Origin of the sequence: Streptomyces sp. NPDC088252, from assembly GCF_044740965.1 — a bacterium.
In the GTDB taxonomy this organism is placed as follows: domain Bacteria; phylum Actinomycetota; class Actinomycetes; order Streptomycetales; family Streptomycetaceae; genus Streptomyces.
The window spans coordinates 435,640-458,705 of the sequence record NZ_JBIURS010000002.1 but is presented as its reverse complement, the minus strand read 5'-3'; the positions used below and the strand labels follow the sequence as shown (position 1 = coordinate 458,705).

Annotated in this window: 21 protein-coding genes; 9 read left to right on the top strand and 12 right to left on the bottom strand. The window is 71.9% G+C overall.

The window, feature by feature from the left end:
* Positions 1-61 precede the first annotated feature (61 nt).
* From ACIOHC_RS05845 to ACIOHC_RS05835, 3 genes are all read left to right on the top strand, one after another.
* Positions 62-1,006, top strand: coding sequence for an intradiol ring-cleavage dioxygenase (locus ACIOHC_RS05845; protein WP_401841613.1), 945 nt, complete (start codon positions 62-64; stop codon positions 1,004-1,006).
* Between the two features lie 236 nt (positions 1,007-1,242).
* Positions 1,243-2,058, top strand: coding sequence for a L,D-transpeptidase family protein (locus ACIOHC_RS05840; RefSeq protein WP_351072330.1), 816 nt, complete (start codon positions 1,243-1,245; stop codon positions 2,056-2,058).
* A 66-nt stretch (positions 2,059-2,124) separates the two neighbouring features.
* The gene (locus tag ACIOHC_RS05835) at positions 2,125-2,706 is read left to right on the top strand and encodes a Uma2 family endonuclease (RefSeq protein ID WP_351071857.1); all 582 of its coding nucleotides are present in this window, start codon (positions 2,125-2,127) and stop codon (positions 2,704-2,706) included.
* A 77-nt stretch (positions 2,707-2,783) separates the two neighbouring features.
* Here the strand turns inward: ACIOHC_RS05835 and metG are convergent, their stop codons facing one another.
* The 4 genes from metG to ACIOHC_RS05815 all read right to left on the bottom strand — a co-directional run bounded on the left by metG (position 2,784) and on the right by ACIOHC_RS05815 (position 9,484).
* Positions 2,784-4,388, bottom strand: coding sequence for a methionine--tRNA ligase (metG, locus tag ACIOHC_RS05830; RefSeq protein WP_401841610.1), 1,605 nt, complete (start codon positions 4,386-4,388; stop codon positions 2,784-2,786).
* Positions 4,389-4,430: 42 nt separating this feature from the next.
* Complete coding sequence (locus ACIOHC_RS05825; RefSeq protein WP_351071851.1) at positions 4,431-4,889, bottom strand: DUF4913 domain-containing protein; 459 nt, start codon at positions 4,887-4,889, stop codon at positions 4,431-4,433.
* Between the two features lie 155 nt (positions 4,890-5,044).
* Complete coding sequence (locus ACIOHC_RS05820) at positions 5,045-9,091, bottom strand: tetratricopeptide repeat protein (RefSeq protein WP_401841608.1); 4,047 nt, start codon at positions 9,089-9,091, stop codon at positions 5,045-5,047.
* 63 nt (positions 9,092-9,154) lie between these two features.
* Entirely contained in the window at positions 9,155-9,484 is a 330-nt protein-coding gene (locus tag ACIOHC_RS05815; protein ID WP_351071846.1) for a trypco2 family protein, read from the bottom strand.
* A gap of 159 nt (positions 9,485-9,643) precedes the next feature.
* Here ACIOHC_RS05815 and ACIOHC_RS05810 point away from each other — a divergent pair, with 159 nt between their 5' ends.
* Together ACIOHC_RS05810 and ACIOHC_RS05805 are read left to right on the top strand one after the other, a co-directional pair.
* Positions 9,644-10,297, top strand: coding sequence for a response regulator transcription factor (locus tag ACIOHC_RS05810; RefSeq protein WP_198677111.1), 654 nt, complete (start codon positions 9,644-9,646; stop codon positions 10,295-10,297).
* Complete coding sequence (locus ACIOHC_RS05805; RefSeq protein WP_351071844.1) at positions 10,294-11,541, top strand: HAMP domain-containing sensor histidine kinase; 1,248 nt, start codon at positions 10,294-10,296, stop codon at positions 11,539-11,541. Before ACIOHC_RS05810 ends, ACIOHC_RS05805 begins: the two co-directional genes overlap by 4 nt.
* On the opposite strand, the gene ACIOHC_RS05800 is transcribed toward ACIOHC_RS05805, so the two are convergent.
* Positions 11,475-13,139 carry a VWA domain-containing protein gene (locus ACIOHC_RS05800; protein ID WP_401841604.1) on the bottom strand — a complete coding sequence of 555 codons (1,665 nt, stop codon included), beginning with the start codon at positions 13,137-13,139 and terminating at the stop codon, positions 11,475-11,477. The two genes, ACIOHC_RS05805 and ACIOHC_RS05800, sit on opposite strands and share 67 nt — an antisense overlap.
* 463 nt (positions 13,140-13,602) lie before the next feature.
* Between ACIOHC_RS05800 and ACIOHC_RS05795 the strand changes: the two genes are divergently transcribed.
* Entirely contained in the window at positions 13,603-14,004 is a 402-nt protein-coding gene (locus tag ACIOHC_RS05795; RefSeq protein WP_351071840.1) for an RNA-binding S4 domain-containing protein, read from the top strand.
* A 39-nt stretch (positions 14,005-14,043) separates the two neighbouring features.
* Here ACIOHC_RS05795 and ACIOHC_RS05790 read toward each other — a convergent pair whose 3' ends face one another.
* The 4 genes from ACIOHC_RS05790 to ACIOHC_RS05775 form a co-directional block, all read right to left on the bottom strand.
* Complete coding sequence (locus ACIOHC_RS05790; RefSeq protein WP_401841601.1) at positions 14,044-16,002, bottom strand: FUSC family protein; 1,959 nt, start codon at positions 16,000-16,002, stop codon at positions 14,044-14,046.
* A gap of 22 nt (positions 16,003-16,024) precedes the next feature.
* A complete protein-coding gene (locus ACIOHC_RS05785) occupies positions 16,025-16,300 on the bottom strand; it encodes a DUF2630 family protein (RefSeq protein ID WP_351071835.1) in 276 nt (91 codons plus the stop codon).
* 34 nt (positions 16,301-16,334) lie between these two features.
* The gene (locus tag ACIOHC_RS05780; RefSeq protein ID WP_351071833.1) at positions 16,335-17,288 is read right to left on the bottom strand and encodes an NADP-dependent oxidoreductase; all 954 of its coding nucleotides are present in this window, start codon (positions 17,286-17,288) and stop codon (positions 16,335-16,337) included.
* Positions 17,289-17,411: 123 nt separating this feature from the next.
* Entirely contained in the window at positions 17,412-18,296 is an 885-nt protein-coding gene (locus ACIOHC_RS05775) for a hypothetical protein (protein WP_351071831.1), read from the bottom strand.
* A 119-nt stretch (positions 18,297-18,415) separates the two neighbouring features.
* Here ACIOHC_RS05775 and ACIOHC_RS05770 point away from each other — a divergent pair, with 119 nt between their 5' ends.
* Positions 18,416-18,850 (top strand): hypothetical protein, encoded by a 435-nt coding sequence (locus ACIOHC_RS05770; RefSeq protein ID WP_351071829.1) that lies wholly within the window; start codon positions 18,416-18,418, stop codon positions 18,848-18,850.
* A 105-nt stretch (positions 18,851-18,955) separates the two neighbouring features.
* Here ACIOHC_RS05770 and ACIOHC_RS05765 read toward each other — a convergent pair whose 3' ends face one another.
* The 3 genes from ACIOHC_RS05765 to ACIOHC_RS05755 form a co-directional block, all read right to left on the bottom strand.
* Positions 18,956-19,378, bottom strand: a complete 423-nt coding sequence (locus tag ACIOHC_RS05765; RefSeq protein ID WP_351071827.1) for a universal stress protein — start codon at positions 19,376-19,378, stop codon at positions 18,956-18,958.
* 152 nt (positions 19,379-19,530) lie between these two features.
* Positions 19,531-20,184, bottom strand: coding sequence for an FMN reductase (locus tag ACIOHC_RS05760; RefSeq protein WP_351072326.1), 654 nt, complete (start codon positions 20,182-20,184; stop codon positions 19,531-19,533).
* A 23-nt stretch (positions 20,185-20,207) separates the two neighbouring features.
* Positions 20,208-21,299, bottom strand: coding sequence for an LLM class flavin-dependent oxidoreductase (locus ACIOHC_RS05755; protein WP_351071826.1), 1,092 nt, complete (start codon positions 21,297-21,299; stop codon positions 20,208-20,210).
* A 166-nt stretch (positions 21,300-21,465) separates the two neighbouring features.
* Between ACIOHC_RS05755 and ACIOHC_RS05750 the strand changes: the two genes are divergently transcribed.
* Positions 21,466-21,603 carry a DUF6126 family protein gene (locus ACIOHC_RS05750; RefSeq protein ID WP_351071823.1) on the top strand — a complete coding sequence of 46 codons (138 nt, stop codon included), beginning with the start codon at positions 21,466-21,468 and terminating at the stop codon, positions 21,601-21,603.
* Between the two features lie 277 nt (positions 21,604-21,880).
* The gene (gene trpS, locus ACIOHC_RS05745) at positions 21,881-22,951 is read left to right on the top strand and encodes a tryptophan--tRNA ligase (RefSeq protein ID WP_401841596.1); all 1,071 of its coding nucleotides are present in this window, start codon (positions 21,881-21,883) and stop codon (positions 22,949-22,951) included.
* Positions 22,952-23,066: the final 115 nt, after the last annotated feature.

Genomic DNA, 23,066 nt, shown 5'->3' with positions numbered 1-23,066 from the left:
CACAGCAACACACAGCCCATGCCCATCTGTTTCCCAACTTCCCTTTCTAGCCTCGGCGTTCATGACAGAGACTGAGGGGCCAGCGCACAAGAAGGACATGTCCCGCCGTCGGGTGGTGTTCGCCGGAGGTGCGGTGATCGTGGCCGCCGGGATCGGGGCCGGCGCCGTCGCCAGTGCCTCCGCCGACGAGGACACGGCCGGGGCGAAGAAGCCCGGAGGCGGACAGAAGTCCGGAGGCGGACAGAAGTCCGGAGGCGGACAGGGCGAGGAGTGTTACCGGCTCACCTCGGAGACCACCGAGGGGCCGTACTACATCGACGCCGACAAGATCCGGAAGGACATCACCGAGGACAAGGAGGGCATCCCCCTCACCCTCCGGCTCAAGGTCATCGACTCCGACACCTGCAAGCCGGTCGCGCACGCGGCCGTCGACATCTGGCACTGCGACGCGCTCGGCGTCTACTCGGGTTACGAGGCGATGAGCTCCGGCGGGCCGGGGGGACCCGGCGGTCCCGGCGACGGGGGCACCCCGCCGACCGACGCCCCCACCGGCCCGCCGCCGTCCGGCGGCCCCGGCGGCGGGCACAGTGAGCCCACCGATGACGAGCGCTACCTGAGGGGCACCCAGCTGACCGACGAGCACGGGTACGTGGAGTTCAAGACGATCTTCCCGGGCTGGTACCAGGGGCGCTGCGTGCACATCCACACCAAGGTGCACGTCGGCGGGAAGATGACCGACGCCGGGTACGAGGGCGGGCACACCTGCCACACGGGTCAGTTCTTCTTCGCAGAGTCGGCGGTCCTCGACTCGGCGAAGATCGAGCCGTACTCGACCAGCACCACCACCCGTACCACCCTCACCGAGGACACCATCTACGACCGGAGCGGGGTCACCGGTGGGCTGATGAAGCTCTCGTACCGCAAGCGCCACATGGCGCGCGGCGTGATCGGCTCGATCACGACGGGCGTGGACCCGGACGGGACGCACGACGGCACGGACCTCTGACCGGGCCTCAGCCGCCTGCTCTCCCCCACTGAGGCGAAGGGCCCGGAACCCGCGTGGACGACCAGCGGTTCCGGGCCCTTCGCGCGGGCGTGCCCTGTCGGCGGTACAGCCGTATGGCCCTCGTGCGGATTCGCGCTCGCGGGTGGCGGCGTTAACTGGGTTCGGCGGGGCGAGGCGTGACGGGGAGCCCGCCTGTGCCGCCCGCGCCCAACGACCGCTGAGGAGTGCCCGTGTCCGTGTACCGTCCGTCGGCCGCCCGGCGTCCCCCGTACGCCGTCCGCGCCGGCACCTGCGTTGCCGCGATCCTGCTGCTCACCGCCTGCGACAACACCTCCGAATCCGACATCGCCGCCCGCAAGGTCCGGCCATCGGCCTCGGCCTCCGCCGGTGTCGGCGGGCCGCAGGCCGAGGGGATACGCGGGGCCGCCCCCGCCCCGGCGGCCCCACGCCTCCGCCCGCGGGAGATCCCCGCGCTGGGGCCTCAGATGCGGGCCGAGATCCCGGCGGACTCCCGGCAGGCGCTCGTCGTCACCGGCGATTTCTACAATTCCAGCCTGTCCACCGCGGTCCTCTACACCCGTGACGATCCCGCCCGGGGCTGGCGCGCGGCCACGGACCGCTGGCCGGCCCGCAACGCCCTGAACGGCTGGACGGACGAGCACTGGGAGGACGATCTCCGCACCCCGGTCGGGGTCTACGGGCTGACGGCCGCAGGCGGCCTGCTCGAACCCCCGGGCACCATGTTCCCGTACAACCAGAGCCCGTCGTTCGCCGTGAGCGGCGAGGGGTTCGACGGGGAGTCCCTCGAAGGTTCCTTCAACTATGTCGTCGCCGTCGACTACAACCGGACCCCCGGCACCTCCCCCCTGGACCCGGAACGTCCGCTGGGCAAGGAACGGGGTGGCGGCATCTGGATCCACGCGGACCACGGCGGCCCGACCCAGGGCTGCGTCTCCCTCCCCGAGAACCGGATGAAGGAACTGCTCCGCCTTCTCGACCCCCAGAAGAAGCCGGTCGTCGTGATGGGGGACGTGGAGGCGCTGGAGCGGTGAACCGGGTACGGGCCGGGTGGGGCGCCCGTACGCTGGACGCAGCCCGGTTTCCTTCAGGAGGCAGTGATGCGCGTGGGCGAGGAAGGTGCGCTGACCCAGGAGGTCTTCGAGGATCTCGCCCGTCGCATTGCCCGCTTCGACGAGGCACCGCGGCTGGAGTTCGTGAACGGGAAACCGGGAGCGAAGGCTCTGCCGGACGGGAACCACGGGCGGATCATCGAGTGGCTGACGCGGCTGTGCATCCGGGCCGATCCGGGCAACTGGCTCTTCGCCGCGCAAGGGCTGGGCATCGGGGCGTACCGCAAGGGCAACGCGCGCCCGGACGGTGTGCTCGCCCCGCTCGAAACCTTCGTCGGCCAGGGCGAGTGGGCCAGTCCCGACGGCGTCCTGATGGTCGTCGAGGTCACCTCGTACGACGAGGACACCGACCGCCGGGACCGTGTCGAGAAGCCGCGTGCGTACGCCGAGACCGGCATTCCCGTCTATCTGCTCATCGACCGCGACGCCTGCGAGGTCAAGGTGCACTCGCAGCCCGACGGCGTGCGGTACGAGCAAGTGGTGACGGTGCCGTACGGGAAGTCCGTGGAACTCCCGGACCCCGTGGGCATCGAACTGGACACCGAGCCGCTGAAGAACTGGGTCCGCTGACCCGGAAGCGGCGGAGCAGCGGAAAGGGCCGGAACCCGATTCGTGCGGTTCCGGCCCTTCCCCGTGCGTACGTCCGGTTACGCCGGCTTCTCCTCCAGGCGGGGGAACAGCACCGCGCCCTTCGTCACCGTCGCGCCCGCCGGGAGCCGGCCCCAGGTGCCCGCGTCCTGTACGCGCTGGTCGGACAGCGCGCCCAGGGACGCCTCGGCGCCCAGGGAGTCCCACAGCTTCTGCGAGGTCTCCGGCATCACGGCGTTCAGCAGGACCGCGACACCGCGCAGCGACTCGGCGGCCGTGTACAGGATCGTCGCGAGGCGGGCCTGGCCCTCGGGGGAGGCGTCCTTGGCGACCTTCCAGGGCTCCTGCTCCGTGATGTAGCCGTTGACCTGCTTCACGAAGTCGAAGATCGCCAGGATGCCGGCCTGGAAGTCCAGCTCCTCGCCGATCTTCTCGTCGGCCGTGGCGACGGCCTTCGCCAGCCCCTCCTGGACGGCCTTCTCGGCATCACCCGCGGCGGTGGCCTCGGGGAGCGCCCCGCCGAAGTACTTGCCGACCATGGCGGCGACGCGCGAGGCGAGGTTGCCGTAGTCGTTGGCGAGCTCGGAGGTGTAGCGGGCGGAGAAGTCCTCCCAGGAGAACGAGCCGTCGCTGCCGAACGCGATGGCGCGCAGGAAGTACCAGCGGTACGCGTCCACGCCGAAGTGCGAGGTCAGGTCCTGCGGCTTGATGCCGGTCAGGTTCGACTTCGACATCTTCTCGCCGCCGACCATCAGCCAGCCGTTGGCCGCGACCCGGCCCGGCAGCGGCAGCCCCTGCGCCATCAGCATCGCGGGCCAGATCACCGCGTGGAAGCGGAGGATGTCCTTGCCGACCAGGTGGACGTCGGCGGGGAAGGTCCCGTCGAACTTCTCCTGGTTGGCGCCGTAGCCGACCGCCGTGGCGTAGTTCAGCAGGGCGTCGACCCACACGTAGATGACGTGCTTCTCGTCCCACGGCACCGGGACGCCCCAGTCGAACGTCGAGCGGGAGATGGAGAGGTCCTGCAGACCCTGCTTGACGAAGTTCACGACCTCGTTGCGGGCCGACTCGGGCTGGATGAAGCCGGGGTTGTTCGCGTAGAACTCCATCAGCTTCGGGCCGTAGGCGCTCAGCTTGAAGAAGTAGTTCTCCTCCTTGAGGATCTCCACCGGCTTCTTGTGGATCGGGCACAGCTTGACGCCGTTCTCGTCCTCGATGAGGTCGCCGGGGAGCTTGTACTCCTCGCAGCCCACGCAGTACGGGCCCTCGTACCCGCCCTTGTAGATCTCGCCCTTGTCGTACAGGTCCTGCACGAACTCCTGCACCCGGTCGGTGTGGCGCTTCTCCGTCGTACGGATGAAGTCGTCGTTCGCGATGTTCAGGTGCTCCCAGAGGGGCTTCCACGCCTCCTCGACGAGCTTGTCGCACCAGGCCTGCGGGGTGACGTTGTTCGCCTCGGCCGTGCGCATGATCTTCTGACCGTGCTCGTCCGTGCCGGTGAGGTACCACACCTTCTCGCCGCGCTGGCGGTGCCAGCGCGTGAGCACGTCGCCTGCGACGGTCGTGTAGGCGTGGCCCAGGTGAGGAGCGTCGTTGACGTAGTAAATGGGGGTCGAGACGTAGTACGCCGTCGCCCCCTGCTTCTCGGATCCAGTGGCCGCCATGGTCGAAATCCTAACGGCCAGCGGAAGATCGACTCACACCGATTACGGCCGGTCGCCCCCGGACCAGGGGAGGAAGGGGTCCTCCGCGTGGGCCGAGAAGGCGGGCGCATCCATCGTCCCGGCCGGGACGGGGGCGAGCGGGAGGGCGGTGCCGTCGACGTGGCCGGTACGGCAGCTCCTGAAGGGGCCGGTCACCGGGTGCATCAGCACGGCCATGTGAGGGTCCAGATGGTGCAGCCACCAGTGCGACAGGCCGAGCCCCGAGTCGTGCCGGAGGTACTCGAAGGCGCGCCACAGCACGCTGAGTCTGGCGACGACTTCCAGATGCTTCCACCAGGACGGGCACCAGACGCCCACCGCGGTGACGTCGCGGTCCAGGAGGACCGGCGCGAGATATTCGGCGACGAACGCCTCCAGGGTCGGGAAGACCAGTCCGCCCTGCTGTTCCTGACGGGTCACGTCGTCGGCGTCGTAGGAGTCGTAGGGGTTCTCGGTGGTCATCGTCGCTCGCTCCTCGTCGGTCGCTTCTTCGTCGGCCGCTGCTTGTCTGTTTCCCCGAGGGTGTCTCCCGAGGCCGTTCGCGGAGGCCGTTTCCCAACGGCATGTCTTGTTCTGCGCGGCACGTCCTGTCCTGCGCGGCGCTGCCGGGCGGTGGCTCATGCGGAGTGGCGGTGGCGGACGGCTTCGGACTCGGCGACGCGGCCCAGTCGCAGCAGGAGCCCGGCGACCAGGGTGCTCGCCTCCCGCTGCGACACGACGTATCCGGCCGGATCGTCGCGGGCCAGGCGCCGGTAGAGCGCGAGCGACTCGCGGGCCGGCGCGAGAGCGGCGGCCGTGGTGTGCCAGCCGCCCGGGAGGGTGCCGCGGTCCAGGATCCGGGCCTGTTCCAGGAGGTGCCAGGCCAGATCGCCCGGCTCGCAGGCACCCTCCGCGAGGGCGGCCCGGCTGAGGGCGACCGCGCGTCGGGAATGCGCCAGCGCCTCGGTGTGCGCCCCCGTCCGCGCGTAGGACGAGGCGAGCGTGGTGTGGTCGGTGGCACGGTAGGCGGCCGGCCGGGCCTCGGCCCGCGCGGCTGTTTCCAGCAGCCGCAGCCCGGTGCGCACCGCTGCCCGGTGGCGGCCCGCGCCGCTCTGGGCGTTGCGGAGACGGGCGAGCGCGAGGAGAAGCGCGTCGCGCGCCGTCTCGTCGCCCCGCTCGCGGAGGATGCCGTCGTACAACGCGACGGCCTCTTCGAGGAGCGGGATCGCCTGACGGACGGCCGGCGGATCCGCACCGAGGTCGCTCAGGCACCGGGCGAGCGGTTCGGCCCAAGTGTCGGGGTCCGTCCGGTATCTGGGGCGCAGCAGGAACAGTGCCTCCCGCAGCAGGATGCGCTGAGCCTTGGTCCCGCCGTGCCGGTCGTAGGCGTAGGCGAGTTCCGTGAGGGTGTGGATCAGTTCCTGTTCGCGTGCGTCGTGTTTCTTCGGCACACCGACGGCCTCCCGGACGAGCACACGCCGCAGGGCGACGCATTCGCACAGCGCCGTGATCGCCTCCGGGTATCTGCTGAGTCGCGACAGGGTCCAGCCCAGATCGGACAGGGTGTCCGCGGTACGCAGCCGTTCCGGGCCGAGGGGGTTCGGGATGAGGCGTCTCAGGGCCAGGGCGCGTGACGTGAAGTCCAGGGCTTCGGCCCATCGCTCCTCGACCCGCAACAGGTACGAGATGCGGACGAAGGTACTGGCCAGCTCGGAGCGCCGGTCCCGCCGCGGTGCCGCGGCGAGCAGTTCCTCGCGCAGGGCGGCGGCCCTGCGGGCCGTCTCCAGTGCCGTGCCACGGTCGCCCAGGTCCTCGTGCACGAAGCTGAGATTGTGCAGGACCTCCGCGAACCGTGCCTTGTGGACGACGGGGCGCTCGGCCACCAGTGGTTCGAGGATGCCCACGGCCTCGTCCGCCATGGTCATGGCCTCGGCGTGCCGGCCCGCCGCGGAGTAGGCGACGAAGAGGGAATGCAGCGAGCTCGCCAGGCGTGTCGCGTAGGCGTCGGGGTTGGTCGCGGTCAGCTGTCGCAGCAGGGCCACCGACTGTTCGTCGGCGGCGATGGCCCGGTCGTACTCCTTGTCGTGCCAGTGTCCGATGCTCAGATCGCGCAGGCTGTAGGCGAGCAGGTCCTGATGCCGTCCCGGTTGTTCCTCGTTCAGCCGCTCGCTCTCCTCACCGGCCCTGCGGCTGTGCTCGTCCGACTCCTCCCGCCGGTCCATGTGCCACAGGACGGCGGACACCTGGCGTTCCGACTGGATGAGGTCGCGCCGATGCGGCGCCGGGTCCTGGGCGGCGAGCCGCAGTCGTAGGCGGAGTGCGTGGTGAGCGGCGCGGGACTGGCCCTCCAGGTCGTCGTCGGTCAGGGCTATCGCGTACAGATAGAGCGCGTGGGCCAGATCGGCCTCGTGGTCGCCCGGTTCGTCCGTGACCGGGCCGAGGCACAGCTCCACGGCTTTCCTGCCGGCCGCGAGCGCGGTCTGTTCGTCCGCCATTTCGAGACTGCGTGTGGCCAGGTTGCGGTACGCCCAGGCCAGCACCGTCGCGGGCGTGCCGGGCTCGGTGGCGTACCGGTCCATGAGCGTCCGCGCGATCCGCAGGGCCAGCGGGGCCAGCACCTGGGAGCGGTCGGGCAGCGCGGCGGCGCACGCCCGGAGCACCGGCGCGCCGACCCGTACCTCGTCCAGGGTGCTGTTCAGCTGGTCCAGGAGCTGCTCCGCCATGGTGGAGCGGCCCGCGTTGGCGTGGGCGACCACCGCCCGGGTCAGCAGGTCCAGGGTGCGGATCTGCTGTTCCGGGGAGCCGTCCCGGAACAGCGCGGTCAGCAGGCCGTCCGTCTCGATGAGGGTGTGGCTCGCGTGGTACTCCGCGATCCGGTCCGGGTGCAGCTGGCCCCAGTAGAGGGTGTTCTGCGGGGACGGATACAGGGCGCGCAGCCACTCGGCGACGCGGGTGCGCAGAGCGGACGGGATGCCCGGGATCCGGCCGGCCGTGGCCGCGGCCTCCGCCGGGCCGGACGCGCCGCACAGGGTCGCGGCGGTGACGGCCCGGGACAGCTCCGCCTCGCCGAGCGGGATGCCCACGGCGGCGGCGGACCGTACCCAGTAGCGCTTCTCGTGCCTCAGGAGCGCCATCGGCAGGGGCTCGGTGGCGGGGGCGGACCGTGCGTGGTCGTGCCGCAGCAGGGCCAGCAGGGCGCTCATCTGGATGGTGAGCGCCGCTTCGAAGACAGGCCGGTCCGTCGCGGGTGGCGGGATCACCGACCGGGCCACCGACGGCCAGTCCACGCCGTGGTGGTCCGGCACCTGCCCCAGCAGTTCCGCCAGGTCCTTCGCCGCCTGCACGAACGCGGAGTCACGGTCGACGACCGAGTCGTCCAGGGCCGGCAGAAGGGTGAACGGGGCGAGGTCCAGGAGTTCGTGCACCGCGGCGGAGGCGTCCCGCGCCTCCGTCTTCCAGGTACCGATCGAACGGGACAGCAGCAGGATCCGCACGGGATGGACGCAATCCAGCGACTGGCGGAGCAGCTCCCGTATGAGATTCGGCCGGGACTCGGCGTAGTCGACGACGAACACGGAGGGGTGCTGGATCCGGGCGAACCCGCCGAGGTGCGGGAGCAGTGCCGCGGCGGTGTCCGGCAGCTCGCTGCGGATGAAACCGGCGGCCCAGCCGTGCGAGCGCATCGTGGTCACCAGCCACCGGGCGAGCCGGGTCTTGCCCTGGCCGCCGGGCGCCACCAGGACCTGCACGGCGAGCTGCCGGCCCGGCGCCTCGCACCAGGCACGGAGATCCTCGCGCTGGTCCGTCCGACCGCGGAACGACACGGCCTCGACATCGGCCCGCAGCAGCGTCGCGGGGGAGACGAGGGCGCGTTGCGGGGGTGCGGGCGAGAGCAGGGCGGCCAGGTCCGCGGCCTCGGTCTCGGGGCGCAGACCGGTGTGGGCGGTGAGCGTACGGACGAAGGCGTCGTCCCGCAGCAGCTCATGGCTGCGGGTGGCGGACAGCCGGGCGCCGGTGCGGGCTCCCCGGTCGTGCCGGACCACTCCCAGCAGCAGCGGGCCGCTGAAGACCGCGGCGCCCGACATCCCGGACCACGGGGACGGGCCGTCGGGCGGTGGGCCGCCGCCGGGGCCGCCGAACGTGGAGGCCGTCCCCAGCAGCTCGTAGCGGCCCTTGGCCCTGCCCGTCAGCGGATTGACGGTGGCCGACAGCTGCTCGACGGCGCTGCCGGAGGCGTCGCGCTGCATGCGGGGGTAGCCGACGCAGGAGACGGCGTGCCCGGCGGTGTCGGTGACCAGCCGTCCCCAGCGCTGGATGCGGAAGTCCCCCGACCCGTGCGAGCAGGCGGGCGGGCGCCAGTCGGCCGCGGTGATGTGGAGCAGCGCCGCGTCGACCGTGTCGTCGAGCCGCGACCACACGGGCGGCGCGGGCCACTCGGTGAAGGGCGGCGTATCGGGGGCCGGGCGCTCGACGGGGCCCGGCGGCGCGGGGACGGCCGGCCGCGGTGCGTGGGCGTCCGCCTGCGTGGCGGGGGCCGAGGGGACGGCGACCAGGGGTTCGGCGTCCTCGGCCAGCAGGTGTGCCGCGGTCAGCACCAGCCGGGGCGCGACCAGATAGCCCGAGCCGGTGCGCGTACGTCCGTCACGGTGGTGGACATGGATGCGGACCACACGGTGTTCGTCCACGGCACCCCACCCCCGTACGTCTCGTCCGGCAAGCCCGGTGCGTCCCGCCCGGAATCCGGGCCGCTACTCCCAGTCGCCGATCTGTACGTCCCCGCCGCCGGGCCGCTCCGGCTTCAGCGTCAGGCTCACCCGCTGCACCGACCTTCGGCCGCTCTCCTGACGGGCCCTCGCGTCGGCGATCCCGAATCTGAGACCGCCACCGCCCTCCCGGGTCCGCGTCAGCTCCAGCTCGAAGTCGACGGTGATCTGCTCCACACCGAAACGGACCTCCGAACGCCGGGCCCTGCGCTGCGACTCGGCCACCTGGGAGCGCAACAGATCGAGGGCGTCCGCCAGGTCGAGCCAGTCGTCGCCGTGTGTGGAACCGGTCACCGTACGCCCCCGTTCATACATGGGTTCAACACCTTAAGTACGTAACGCGGTTGAGGCCAGAGTTGGTTCCGGGAGCCCGGTGGCCGGGTGTGCGGAGACCTTTGCGAAACACCCCTTCCCGTAGCAAGGACGCATCCTGGGAGGGAGTGGACACGCATGCACGAGGCAAGGGACATCACGATGCGGGTACTGGTCGCCGAGGACGAGGAGATCCTGGCGGAGCTGGTCGCCACCGGGCTGCGGCGGGCGGGGTTCGCCGTCGACACGGTGTACAGCGGTGACGCCGCCCTCGCCTACCTGGGACTGCACGACTACGACGTCGTCGTTCTCGACCGCGACCTGCCACGGGTGCACGGCGACGACGTGGCACGCGGGCTGGTCGCCTCCGGGTCCCGGACCAGGATTCTGATGCTCACCGCCGCCGGGTCCATGGAGGACCGGGTCGCGGGGCTCGATCTCGGCGCGGACGACTATCTGGGCAAGCCGTTCGAGTTCCCCGAGCTGGTGTCGCGGGTACGGGCGCTGCGGCGGCGCAGCGCCCGTCCCGTACCGCCGCAGCTGGAGCGGCACGGCATCCGGCTCGACACCGTTCGGCGCACCGCTTCCCGGGAGGGACGGGAGCTGGACCTGTCGCCGAAGGAGTTCTCGGTGCTCCAGCTGCTGCTGGAGGCCGACGGCGGGACCGTCAGCGCGGAGGAGCTGCTGGAGCGGGCCTGGGACGCCAACGCCGATCCGTTCACCGGCGCCGTCCGCGTCTGCATGAGCAAGCTGCGCGGCAAGCTCGGGGAGCCGGCCCTGATCCGTACGGTGCAGGGCGTGGGGTACGCCCTGTGAAGCGCCCGTCACGCCTCCCGCGCGTCCTGCGCGCCGCTCGCGTCCCGCACGTCCAGCACTCGACGATCCGGACCCGGATCGCGCTCGTGTACGGCGGGGTGTTCCTGGTGCTCGGGACGGCGCTGCTCGCCACCGTCAACCTCGCCTCGCGCGCGGGCACGGACTCCCAGGCGCGCGCCATCGCCCGCACGGCCGCGGTCGTCCAGCCCGGATACGCGGTGAACGGTCCCCTCATCACCCGGCGCAGTCTCGGACCGCCCACCGTCTACGACCTCACGGACCACGTCAGCGACGCGGCCGGTCACCAGCTGCTCATCTGGTCCGCGGCAGCGCTGCTCGTCATGACGGCCTGCGCGGTCGGCGTGGGGTGGTGGACCGCGGGCCGGGTGCTGCGGCCCGTCCACGCCATGACCGCCAAGGCGCGCCGGCTGTCCGAGCACACCCTGCACGAACGGATCGCGTCCAGCGGCCCGGACGACGAGCTGAAGGAGCTCGGCGACACGCTCGACGCGCTGCTGGCCCGGCTGGAGAAGGCGTTCGACAGCCAGCGCCGGTTCATCGCCAACGCCTCCCACGAGCTGCGGACACCGCTCGCCACCCAGCGGGCCGCGATCCAGATCGGTCTGGACGACCCGTCCCCCGACGATCTCGTGCGAACCCGGCAGACGCTCCTGGACAACAACCGGCGCAGCGAACGGCTCATCGAGGGGCTGCTGGTCCTGGCGCGCAGCGAGCGCGGGCTGGCGACGGGCGAGCGGGAGGCGGTGGATTTCGCGCAGGTGGTGGCGGAGGAGACGTCCCGGCACCCGGGTGTGAAGGTCGACGCCGGGCCCTGTGCGGTGCGGGGGAACCGGATGCTGCTCGCCCAGCTGGTGGCGAATCTGCTGGCCAACGCCGTCACGTACAACGTGCCGGACGGGACGGTGGAGGTGTCCCTGGTGACGGCCGGGAACGGGGCGCTGCTGGAGGTGCGCAACACCGGGCCGGTGGTGGACGCGGCGGACATCCCAGGGCTGTTCGAGCCGTTCCGGCGGGGTGAGGGCAAGGACCGGATGGGGCCGGGCTCGGGCCTCGGCCTTTCGATCGTGCGTTCCATCGCGGTGGCCCACGGCGGTACGGTCACGGCGGTTCCGGGCCCCGAGGGCGGGCTCGCCGTGACCGTACGCCTGCCGGCGGATCAGCTCTCGACGGCCGCTTCGCGGTCCGCGATCCAGGCGGGGAGGGCGGCGAGGACCTCGCGGTAGAACGTGGTGTCCGCGATCTCGCGGGGGGCGGGGCCCGCGTGGAAGAACCCGGCGTTCGGGACGTCCAGCTTCCGCAGGAAGTCGAAGCCCTTCGCGTCCTGTTCGCCGAACGCGACGAACTGGAAGAACAGCGGCAGCCGCGCGGCATCGGCGAGCGCCTGCTTGGCGGCCTGCTTGGCGTCCGGCGGGCCGTCCGTCTGGAAGATCACCAGAGCCGGACCGGTCGCTTCCGACTTCTCGTAGTGCGCGACCACCTCCTCGACGGCGCGGTGGTAGTTCGTACGGCCGAGGCGGCCCAGGCCCGCGTTCAGTTCGTCGATCCGCCCCTCGTGGGAGGCGAGGTCGACCGTGCCGGTGCCGTCGATGTCCGTCGAGAAGAAGACGACGGGGACGGTGGCGCTCTCGTCCAGGTGCGCGGCGAGGGCCACGGTGCGGTCGCCCAGGTGCTGGGCGCTGCCGTCCTTGTAGAACGGCCGCATGGAGCCGGAGCGGTCGAGGACCAGGTAGACGGTGGCGCGCAGCCCGGTCAGCCCGTGTGCCTTCAGCCCGCTCTGAGCGGCCTTGTACGAGTCGACGAGCCCGGGGGCACGGGACTTGACCCGCGCGAGGGGGAGGGCGGGCTTGCCGACGGCGTCCGATGCGGCTTCGGCGTCCGATGCGGCTTCGGCGGCCGGTGCCGGTGCTGATTCGGGGGCCGCCTCGGATGCTGCCTCCGGTGCTGCTTCCGGTGCTGCTTCGGGGGTTGTGTCGGCTGCGGCTGCGGCGGCCGGTGCGGGTGCTGATTCGGGGGCCGCCTCGGATGCTGCCTGCGGTGCTGCTTCCGGTGCTGCTTCGGGGGTTGTGTCGGCTGCGGCTGCGGCTGCGGCTGCGGCTGCGGCTGCGGGTGCGGGCTCCGGTTCCGGTTCGGGCGTGGCGTCGGCCGCGGGTTCCGGTTCCGTTTCGGGCTCCGGTTCGGGGGTGGCGTCGGCTGCGGGCGCGGGCTCCGGGTCCGCCTCGGGCTCCGGATCCATTTCGATGGTGATCGGGGCGGGCTCGGCCGGGGCCTCGGCGGCGACGGGTTCGGGCGTGGTCTCGGCCTCCGCGACGGAGGGCGTGGCCTCCGGCTCTGCGGCTTCGGCCAGCTTCTCCGGCTCCGCTTCGGTCTCGTCGGCCTTCGCGGCAACCGGTTCGCTCTCGGTGACCTCCGGCTCCGGCTTCGTGATCTCGGCCTCGGTGGCCTCCGGTTCGGCGACTGTGGCCTCCACCGGCTCCGCCGGCTCCACCGGCTTCGACTTCGGGGCCGAGCCCTGTGCCGGGACCGTGGGGAGGGACGCCTTGTCGAAGGCCGCCGCCACCAGGTCCGACGCCAGGCCGCTGTCGCCGGTGGCGGACCGGGGAGAAGCGGGGGCCGGTACCGAGGCCTTGGCGAGCGGGGCGGTTTCGCGCACCGAGGCGGTCTCCGCAGCCGGCTCGTCCACCGTGGCCGCGACCGGCTCCGACTCCGCGGACGCGGTGCGTTCGGTCTGGGGCGGGACCGTGGCCGTCGGCGCCGGCGCCGACGCGTCCTGCTCCGCGCGGTCGCGGCCGAACACCTTGCGCAGCAAGCTCCGAATGCCCATGGGCGAGGCCTTTCGCGTGAGTTGGGTGCGATAAATGTCCGACCTGCGGGATTCATCCCTGGCCAGGACGGATACGTAAGGTTAGCGGCCGGATCCGGCCGTTCGGTGGCGCGGCCCGCCCGTGGGACAACTGTGCCGCAACCGAGCTCGAACCAAGTCCTGCGCGTGCCGGGCGGACCCGACGTACTGCGATCGCATGGGCCTGTTCGGTCCCGGGTCGCCTTACCGGTGCGAGTGGCCGATGTGTCCGACAAACGGTCAGTCACATGGTTGTTCCGCCTCGCGCACGCGCCCGGGGCGTGCGAGCGTGAGGCGGGCAGCCGTAACTCGGGTGAGGACATCGAGGACTTCGGCCGGTCCCGGCCCGATCTGCTCCCGGCCCGGCCCGATTCCGGCCCGGCCCGATTCCGACCCGACCCGATCCGGCCCGACCCGACGCGTGCGCCCCACTAGAGTCGGTTGCATGGTTTCCGGTGAGGCGCCGCAGGCGGAGGGAAGCGTTCGGGTCGACGTCTGGATCTGGTCGGTCCGGTTGACGAAGACCCGTTCGCAGGCCGCTGCCGCCTGCCGCGCGGGTCATGTGAAGGTCGGCGGCGAGCGCGCCAAGCCCGCCCAGACACTGCGTGTCGGCGACGAGGTACGGCTCCGGCACGCGGGCCGGGACCGGATCGTCGTCGTGTCGAAGCTCGTCAAGAAGAGGGTCGGTCCTCCGGTGGCGGCGGAGTGCTTCGTGGACAACAGTCCGCCCCCGCCGCCGCGCGAGGCGGCGATCCAGGTTCCGGTACGGGACCGGGGCGCGGGGCGGCCGACGAAGCGGGACCGACGGGAGATGGAGCGGTTGCGGGGATCGGGTCCGACGGGCTGACGGTCGGCCCCGCGAGGTCACGGGAGACGGCGACCGCGGCTACGGCTGCGGTGACGCGATGGCGCGTGCCGCCGCGACCTCCCGGCGCAGCGGAGCCAGTACCCCCTCCTCGTCGCCCCGCAGTTCGGCGTGCACGCCGATCAGGACCTCGCTCGCACGGATGCCGTCCGCGAGTTCCCGCAACTGCCGTTGGGCCTCGGCGACCTCCGCGGCGGGTGGCTCCGGTGCTCCGTGGTCGACGCGGACCCGGGCGGCCGTCGTCGCGTCCACGATGCGCTCGACCGCGACGACCAGCGGCCACCACGCGGCGGCCCGGGTGCCGACCGGGGGCGGCTCCGTCAGGGCGCGTTGGAATTCGGAGCGCACGACCGACAGATCGCGGTAGATGCGGCGCCGGGCCCGCACCCGTTCCGCCCGGTCGCCGGGGCCGGCGGGTTCGAACGCGCACGCCACGTAGTCGGCGATGTCCGTGACCGCGTCCGCCAGCCGGTGCCCGACCCGGACGTGCCAGCTCTCCGGCCACAGCAGATAGCCCGCCACCAGCACGATGGCGCAGCCGATCAGGCTGTCCAGGAAGCGCGGCCAGACCAGGTGGAAGCCCTGGTGGTTCAACAGGTCGGACAGGAGCAGGATGACCGGGGTGATGGCCGCCGTCTGGAAGGCGTACCCCTTCGCCGTGAGCGCCGGGATCAGCGCCGCGAGCACCACCATCACCGGCACGTCCCACCAGCCGATCGGTACCGCGGCGAGCACCGGCGCGGCGATCACGAGACCGGCCGCCGTGCCCACCGAGCGCAGTACGGCGCGCGAGAACACCGAGCCGAAGTCCGGCTTGAGGACGAACGTGACGGTCAGCGCGACCCAGTAGGAGCGCGGCACCGGGATCAGCGAGGTCAGTGCCTGCGCCAGGCCGATGCAGAGGGCGAGGCGCAGCCCGTACCGCCAGGAGGCCCCGGAGAGCAGCACGTCGCGGGTCGTCCGCCGGATCCGCACCCCGAGCGCGGCGGGGCGGCCGAGCCGGTCGTCGACGTTGTACGGATCCGGGTCGGCCTTGTGCACGACGACCGCCGCGTGCCGCAGCGCGCCGTCGACCGCCCTGGTCGCGGGCGAGTCCGGTGCGGGCAGGGTGAGTTCGGCACCGCCGGTGCGGCTCTCCTCGACGGCGGCGGCCAGTTCACGCACCGCCGCCGGGATCTCGTCCGGGAGCGGGCAGCGGCGGACGTGCACGGCGGGCGCCGCCTCGACGAGCGGGATGACGACGTTGAGCTGCGCGAGCAGCCGCACCCCGGCGTTGCTGCGGCCGTGGTAGCGGGCCCGGCGGGCCAGGATCAGGTCGTAGGAGGTGTTGAGGGACTGGGTGACGGCCTGTCGCCGCTCCTCGTAGGCGTCGGTGCCCGCGGCGGCGAGCAGGTCGGCGACCGCGAGGTAGGTGCCCGCGACCGCGACCCGTTCCGGCAGTTTCCGTCGCAGCGGCCACGCCAGCAGGGTCATGGTGAGGACGAACAGTCCGCCCACCGTCAGCAGCAGCGGCGCCACCCACCAGGGGTTCGGCAGCGGGAGTCCGGCACCGACGACCGCGTTGAGCAGGAGCAGCAGCCCGGACACGGAGGCGACGGCGCCGATCGTCGACATCATTCCGGAGACCAGACCGACCAGGGACAGCGCGGCGACGGCTGCCCAGCCGGCCCCGTACACCAGCGTGCCGAGCATGATGCCGAGTGCGCCGAAGAGTTGCGGTACGGCGATGTTGAGGATGCGCATCCGGTACGCGTCGGCGGTGTCGCCGATGACGCCGGAGAGTGCGCCCATGGAGACGAGCGCGCCGTACGCGGGCCGGTCCAGCGCGAAGCCGACGGCGAGCGGCGCGGCCAGGGCGATGGAGGCGCGGACGACCGCGGCCCAGGCGATGGGGGTGGACGGCTGGGGGCGAAGTCCGCTGAGGAGCCAGGGGGGTGGGGCGGTACGCCTGCGTCCGGAATCGGCCTCCGTGTCGGTCAACGCGTCCCCCTGTGTCGCTCGGTCAGCCCTGGTAGCCCTCGACCTCGGCGGGCGGCCGGACCTTCGCCGCGGACGGGTCCTCGCCGAACTCGCTGAGGGCGCGGCGCTGTCGCAGCAGGTCCCAGCACTGGTCGAGCCGGACCTCCACCGTACGCAGGCGGATCCGTTCGTCCGCGGTGAGGCCCGATTCCCGGTCGGAGCGGTTGCGCAGGTCCCGTTCCTCGGAGACGAGTCCGCCGATGCTGTCGATGATGTCGTGCTCGATTTCGCGCTCGATGTCGCGTTCCCGGTCGTCCATGACGCCTCCTTCGGTCGTGCGCGCGGGGTGGGCTTCAGAGCGCGATGACGGTCTTGCCGCGTGCGCCGCCCGTCCGGTTGCGATCGAGGGCCTGCGGGGCCTTCTCCAGCGGGACCTCGATGTCGATGGGCACGCGCAGTACGCCCTCGGCGGCGCCCGCGGCCAGGACGTCCAGCAGTACCGGGGAGGGGTCGAGCCGGAAGTCGATGCCGGTCACGCCCGGGGGGAGAGCGGCGTCGCCGGCGACGCCGCGGGTGGTCAGGGCGATCCCGCGGTCGCGTACGAGCGCGGCGTGGGCGGCGAGGTCGTCCGGGGTGGTGGAGACCAGGTCGACCAACGCGTCGACGCCGTCCGGGAAGCCTTCCCGTACCGCCGCTTCGAGGGGGCGGTCCGTGGTGTCGATCGTGGCGGTGGCGCCCAGGGCCTCCATCCGCCCGTGCTCGTCGCCGCGCACGGCCGCGATCACGCGTACGTCGCGGGCCGCCGCGAGCTGGGTCAGACAGCTGCCGACGCCGCCCGCGGCCCCGATGACCAGCAGGCTCTCGTGGCCGCGGAGCACCGCGGTCTCCAGGATCTGGGCGGCCGCCATCCCGGCGGACGGCAGCGCCGCGGCGGTGCGCAGGGAGAGACCGGGCGGGACGAGGGTGATGGCGGAGTCCTGCGGTACGGACACGTAGTCGCAGTACGTACCGGAACCGGTGCCGGCCGCCGACCCGGGGACCCGGCCGAAGACCTGGTCACCGACCCGGAACCGGTTGCCGCCGCTGCCGATCATGTCGACCCGGCCCGCGAAGTCCACGCCGACGACCAGCGGGAACACCTGCGGGGCGGGTTCGTCGTCCGGGGAGTCGTGGGCGGTCTGCCAGTCGCACGGGTTGAGTGCGGCGTACTCGATCCGGACCCGTACCTCACCGGCTTCCGGCTCGGGCTTGGGTATCTCGACCAGTTCGGGGTCGGCCTGGAACGCGCCGACGGCTATGGCTCGCATACGGAAGACCTCTCAGTCGTCCTCGGTCCGGCGGTCACGAGAACCACTCTTCCCCGGCCGGTCCCCCGCCGCACGTCGAACCCCGGCCCGCCGGTACGGCCCGTGCCGCCTCGGCCCGTGCCGTCACGGAGCCGAGCGCCGCCGTACCGCCCACAGCCGCCCGAGCAGCGCGCCCAGCGCGACCGCCAGCCCCGTACCGAACACGATCCACGCGGTCGTGCGCAGTGAGCCCGTCAGCGCGTCGTACACCGCCGCCGCACCGCCCGTCTCGCTGTCCGGCACCTCGGCGAGCACCCGGGCGCGGGCGACCGCGACCGCCGCGCGCAGGACGAGCGCCCCGAGCGCGAAGCCGAGCCCGGTCACCGCCGTGGCCGAGAGCGCGGCGAGCGCGGAGCGCCCGCGCCCCGGTCCGCCGCGCAGCCAGGCCACGACCACGGCCAGGGCGGCGAGGACGACCGTGCCCACGGCGGGCCAGATGCTGCCGGCCCGCAGCAACCGGAAGCTCTGGCGCAGTTGGTCGGCGCGGTCGGCGGAGATGAGCGTGATGTCGGTGTGCTGAACCGGAATCCGGTCGGAGAACGGCACCCCGTTGTCCTCCAGGTTCCGTTTGACCCGCTCGGTCACGGGGGCCAGATCGATGGTCACGGCCTCGCCGGTGTTGCCGTTCAGTGCTGCGGTGACGGCCTGGTGGGCGGTGCGGTTGGCGGCGTTCCACGCGTTCTGGAAGGCGTCGGTGGTGGTGAAGGACATGACCGCCTGGTGGAGGAAGTCCCGCACGGTGTTCTGGAGCGGCCCCGCCTCGATCTGCTTCATCGTCGCGTCGGTGATGAGGTCACTGACGGTGTTCCGCACCTCTGGGTCGGAGGCGAGCGGGGCCACCGCGGCGACGTAACGGTCCGTGTTGTCGATCTCCAGATCCACCCAGGCGGCGAGCGCGCTCAGCGGGACGAGCACGGCGAGCAGCACCAGCACCGCCACCGCCAGAGCCGTCGAGAGATACGTCCGCACCCCTCCAGGGAATCCCGTACGGAAGCGGCACGCCCCGGACCGTACGCCATCCGAGTTGCCGGGCGGCACGGCCGGGTGTGCTCTGGAGGGAAAAGGGGCGACGGAAGGAGTTCTCCGCCATGGCCACTCATGCAGCGATGCGGACCCACCGACGGGCCCGGTCCGGGGCACGGACACGCCGGCACAGTGCGCGCGCCTGGGCCATTCCCGCCACGCTCGGCGCGGCGTACGGCCTGTACGCCTCGTTCATCCTCCGCAACCACGGCGCGAGCGGCGGACGGCAGTTCTGGTACGGCCTGATCGGCGCGGTGGTGCTCGCCGCTCTGTGCTTCGGGCTGGGTCGCATCCAGCACGCCATGCTGCCCCTGGTCCGGGCGGTGGCGTACGGCGCGCTGACGGCCGCGGCGATCGGCCTGCTGGTCGGACTGACCGATTCCAGTGTGCTGCGGTCCTCGGCGCTGGGACTGGCGGTCGGCCTCGGGATGTTCATCACGACGTTCTACATCTTCTACACGCGGGAAGACGTGGGCGCCCCGAAGCGGCAGAGGGCGTAGCCCCGGCGCATCGGACAGGGGAACGGGCGCATCGGACAGGGGAACGGGCCCGCGCTCGGCGCGGGCCCGTTCCCCTTGCACGTCCTGACGTGCACGCGGCCGTGCTCAGTCGCGTACGACCGTCACCGGGCACGGTGCGTGCTGGGTGACATGGAGGCTGACCGAGCCGAGCAGGGTCGCCTTGAAGCCGCTGTAACCGCGTGCCCCGACCACCAGCAGGTTCGCGCCCTTGGCACGCTCCAGCAGGGACTGGGCCGGGTTGCCGATCACCACGATCTTGCTGATCGCCGCCGCGCCCTCGGCTCCCAGGGCCTCCTCCAGCGTCTCGGTGAGGGCCACGGTCGCGACCGCCTGCGGGTCGAAGTCCTCCGGCATGCCCGGCATCATGGACGCCCAGCTGGTCGCGGGGTACTCCCAGCTGTTGACGGCCTCGACGGTGTCACCGGTCAGCTCCGCCTGGCGTACGGCCCAGTGCAGCGCCTTGACCGACGAATCGGAGCCGTCAACGCCCACCACGATCCTGCCCATCTCTGCCTCCAGCTCGGTTCGGCTCAGTGTGCAGAGGCGTCGTGCGGGACTCCTGCGGGAGACGCCGCACGACGCGTCTTTCAGTCCAACTCTAGTCAAACCGGACAGTTCCTCGGTTGGTAGGGCCTCCCGGCCCCTGTCCGGGGGGCCGATCAGTCCAGTCGGAGGTCGGCGAGCTGCTGCTCGAACGGCACGACCTCGTCGTCGAGCCCGAGGGTCCTCGGCGCCCCGGAGGCCGCCCGGCCGCCCGCGACCATGGCCGCGAGCTCGCCGCCCGCGCGCCGGATGCGGGACGGCAGGCCGTCGGTGTACTCGTCGCCGGACGAGCCCCAGTCCTCCGACGCCGCGTACACGGAGGTCGGTACGACCGTGGCCCGCAGGTAGGCGAAGAGCGGACGCATCGAGTGTTCCAGGACCAGCGAGTGGCGGGCGGTGCCGCCCGTCGCCGCGATGACGACGGGCTTGCCGGTCAGCGCCGTGTTGTCGATCAGGTCGAAGAACGACTTGAACAGTCCGCTGTACGAGGCGGTGAAGACGGGCGAGACGGCGATCAGTCCGTCCGCCTCCGTCACCTCCTTGATCGCCGCGTCCAGCGCGCCCGGCGGGAATCCGGTCACCAGGTGATGGGCGATGTCGACGGCCAGGTCGCGCAGATCGATCACCCGCACCTCGACCGCGCGGTCCTGCTCGGCCAGCAGGCGCTCGCGGGCGGCGCCGGCCAGCCGCTCGGCCAGCAGCCGGGTCGAGGACGGCCGGCCGAGTCCGGCCGAGACGGCGACGATCCTCAGGGGCTCGGTGGCGAACACGCCGGGCGTGGTGGACACGGTGGTCAGCCCTCCTTCGTGGTGGTGGTGCGGGCGGCGACGGCCGGGTGGACAGGGGCGGAGTCCGGGACTCCGGCCGGCCGCAGGTTGGCGAACTCCTTGCGCAGCACCGGGACCACCTCCTCGCCGAGGATGTCGAGCTGCTCCAGGACCGTCTTCAGCGGCAGTCCCGCGTGGTCCATCAGGAACAGCTGGCGCTGGTAGTCGCCGACGGCGTCCCGGAAGGACAGGGTCCGCTCGATGACCTCCTGCGGGGAGCCGACGGTCAGCGGGGTCTGCTGGGAGAAGTCCTCCAGGGAAGGACCGTGCCCGTAGACCGGCGCGTTGTCGAAGTACGGGCGGAACTCCCGTACCGCGTCCTGCGAGTTCTTCCGCATGAACACCTGGCCGCCGAGTCCGACGACGGCCTGCTCGGCGGTGCCGTGCCCGTAGTGCGCGTACCGCTGCCGGTAGAGGTTCACCATCTTCTTGGTGTGCTCGATGGGCCAGAAGATGTTGTTGTGGAAGAAGCCGTCGCCGTAGTACGCGGCCTGCTCGGCGATCTCCGGGGAGCGGATCGAGCCGTGCCACACGAACGGCGGGACGCCGTCCAGCGGGCGCGGGGTCGCGGTGAAGGACTGCAGCGGCGTACGGAACTTGCCCTCCCAGTCCACGACGTCCTCGCGCCACAGCTTGTGCAGCAGGGCGTAGTTCTCGATGGCGAGCGGGATGCCCTGGCGGATGTCCTTGCCGAACCAGGGGTAGACCGGTCCGGTGTTGCCGCGCCCCATCATCAGGTCGACGCGGCCGTCCGCGAGGTGCTGGAGCGTCGCGTAGTCCTCGGCGATCTTCACCGGGTCGTTGGTGGTGATCAGCGTCGTGGACGTGGACAGGATGATCCGGTCGGTGCGGGCGGCGAGGTAGCCGAGCGTGGTCGTCGGCGAGGACGGGACGAACGGCGGGTTGTGGTGCTCGCCGGTCGCGAAGACGTCCAGACCGACCTCCTCCGCCTTCTGCGCGATGGCGATGGTGGCCTTGATCCGCTCGTGCTCGCTCGGTGTCCTGCCGGTCGTCGGGTCCGTGGTCACGTCTCCGACGGTGAAGATCCCGAACTCCATGGCGCCCGCCTCCAGAAGCAAGTTGGTTGAATGTTGAACTATGTTAGCACGCCCTACAACGGAACACCTCCGTGACCTATTCCGCCCAGGTGAGCCGGCCCGGGGCGGTGCGTACCCTGGACGCGTCACGGAGGCCGGGCGAGCCTCTGCCGGACGGAGTCGGGCCGTGAGCGAGGGCAGCGTGAGCGAGCGCTGGAAGGAACGCGGCGTCGCCCTGCGCGTCTTCGTGTACGTCTTCGCCACGCACCTCTTCGCGGGCTTCGTCTGGATCCTCTTCTACGTGGGCGAGCACGCCGAGAAGTGAAGTGAGCGAGGCGGGGGACAAATGCCGCGGTGCCGCAGCCCGGTCGGTGAGATGGGGGAATGGGCCGTGACCGGGCTGCCGTGGGGCGCTACCATCGGCCCATGACCTCCGTACCGTGCCGGAACTGGTGGCGCTCCTCCTAGGAGCGGCCGCCTCATCTGCACGGAACCAGGGCCGTTCGACATGGACGGCCCTTTTCTCTGCCCTCGTACGGGTACGGATGCCGATCCCGGCGGGCCGTCCTCCACGCAACCAGCACCCGCGAGGAGAGAGCTCCATGAACACAGCCACCGCCACCGTCGCGTCCATCGCCACCGCGCCCGCCCGGCGCCGCAGTGCCGAGCTGGAGCGGCTGATCCAGCAGGAACCCGGACGGTTCCGGGTGATGACCGGGGACCGGCCCACCGGAGTGCTCCACCTGGGGCACTACTTCGGCACGCTCCACAACCGCGTCCGGCTCCAGGACCTCGGGGTGGACGTCTTCGTGATCATCGCCGACTACCAGGTGCTGACCGACCGGGACGTGGCCGAACGGCTCACCGGGATCACGGAGGAGCTGCTGCTGGACTACCTGGCCATCGGGATCGACCCGGAACGCTCGACGATCTTCAACCACAGCGCCGTGCCCGCGCTCAACCAGCTGATGCTGCCCTTCCTCAGCCTCGTCTCCGTCGCCGAGCTGAACCGCAACCCCACCGTCAAGGACGAGATCGCGCACTCCCGGCAGTCCACCGTCAGCGGGCTGATGTTCACCTATCCCGTGCACCAGGCGGCCGACATCCTGTTCTGCAAGGGCAACCTCGTCCCCGTCGGGCAGGACCAGCTGCCGCACCTCGAAGTGACGCGGACCGTCGCCCGCCGCTTCAACGAGCGGTACGGGGCGGTCTTTCCGGAGCCGGACGCCCTGCTCTCCGCCGCGCCGCTCCTCCTCGGCACGGACGGCACCAAGATGAGCAAGAGCCGCGCCAACTCCATCGCGCTGGGCGCCGACGCGGACGAGACGGCGCGGCTGATCAAGGGTGCGAAGACGGATGCCGAGCGGCACATCACCTACGACCCCGAGGGGCGCCCCGGGGTGTCCGGGCTGGTGCTGCTGGCCGCGCTCTGCCTGGACCGGGACCCGTACGCGGTGGCGGAGGAGGTGGGCGGCGGGGGCGCCGCCGCTCTCAAACGGACGGTGACCGAGGCCGTCAACAGCAGGATGGCGCCGATCCGGGCCCGGCGGGCGGAGTACGCGCGGGACATGGGGTACGTGCGGTCGGTGCTGCGGGCGGGGAACGAGCGGGCCAACGTCGTGGCCGACGCGACGCTGGCGCAGGTGCGGGAGGCCATGGGGGGCCTCCTCTGAGGACATTCCACGAGCGGCCGGTCCCGCCCCGTTCGACGCCTTCGCCTCGAAGGAGGGGACGCCGCACCCCACCGGTGACAGCCGGAAACGGCTCTGTGTCCTGGCGATTCGTCAG

What these genes read in the sequence shown, in the direction of transcription:
- ACIOHC_RS05845 (WP_401841613.1), top strand. Translation starts at nt 62, where the DNA reads ATGACAGAGACTGAGGGGCCAGCGCACAAGAAGGACATGTCCCGCCGT.
- ACIOHC_RS05835 (WP_351071857.1), top strand. Translation starts at nt 2,125, where the DNA reads ATGCGCGTGGGCGAGGAAGGTGCGCTGACCCAGGAGGTCTTCGAGGAT.
- metG (WP_401841610.1), bottom strand. Translation starts at nt 4,388, where the DNA reads ATGGCGGCCACTGGATCCGAGAAGCAGGGGGCGACGGCGTACTACGTC.
- ACIOHC_RS05825 (WP_351071851.1), bottom strand. Translation starts at nt 4,889, where the DNA reads ATGACCACCGAGAACCCCTACGACTCCTACGACGCCGACGACGTGACC.
- ACIOHC_RS05815 (WP_351071846.1), bottom strand. Translation starts at nt 9,484, where the DNA reads ATGTATGAACGGGGGCGTACGGTGACCGGTTCCACACACGGCGACGAC.
- ACIOHC_RS05810 (WP_198677111.1), top strand. Translation starts at nt 9,644, where the DNA reads ATGCGGGTACTGGTCGCCGAGGACGAGGAGATCCTGGCGGAGCTGGTC.
- ACIOHC_RS05800 (WP_401841604.1), bottom strand. Translation starts at nt 13,139, where the DNA reads ATGGGCATTCGGAGCTTGCTGCGCAAGGTGTTCGGCCGCGACCGCGCG.
- ACIOHC_RS05795 (WP_351071840.1), top strand. Translation starts at nt 13,603, where the DNA reads ATGGTTTCCGGTGAGGCGCCGCAGGCGGAGGGAAGCGTTCGGGTCGAC.
- ACIOHC_RS05785 (WP_351071835.1), bottom strand. Translation starts at nt 16,300, where the DNA reads ATGGACGACCGGGAACGCGACATCGAGCGCGAAATCGAGCACGACATC.
- ACIOHC_RS05780 (WP_351071833.1), bottom strand. Translation starts at nt 17,288, where the DNA reads ATGCGAGCCATAGCCGTCGGCGCGTTCCAGGCCGACCCCGAACTGGTC.
- ACIOHC_RS05770 (WP_351071829.1), top strand. Translation starts at nt 18,416, where the DNA reads ATGGCCACTCATGCAGCGATGCGGACCCACCGACGGGCCCGGTCCGGG.
- ACIOHC_RS05765 (WP_351071827.1), bottom strand. Translation starts at nt 19,378, where the DNA reads ATGGGCAGGATCGTGGTGGGCGTTGACGGCTCCGATTCGTCGGTCAAG.
- ACIOHC_RS05755 (WP_351071826.1), bottom strand. Translation starts at nt 21,299, where the DNA reads ATGGAGTTCGGGATCTTCACCGTCGGAGACGTGACCACGGACCCGACG.
- trpS (WP_401841596.1), top strand. Translation starts at nt 21,881, where the DNA reads ATGAACACAGCCACCGCCACCGTCGCGTCCATCGCCACCGCGCCCGCC.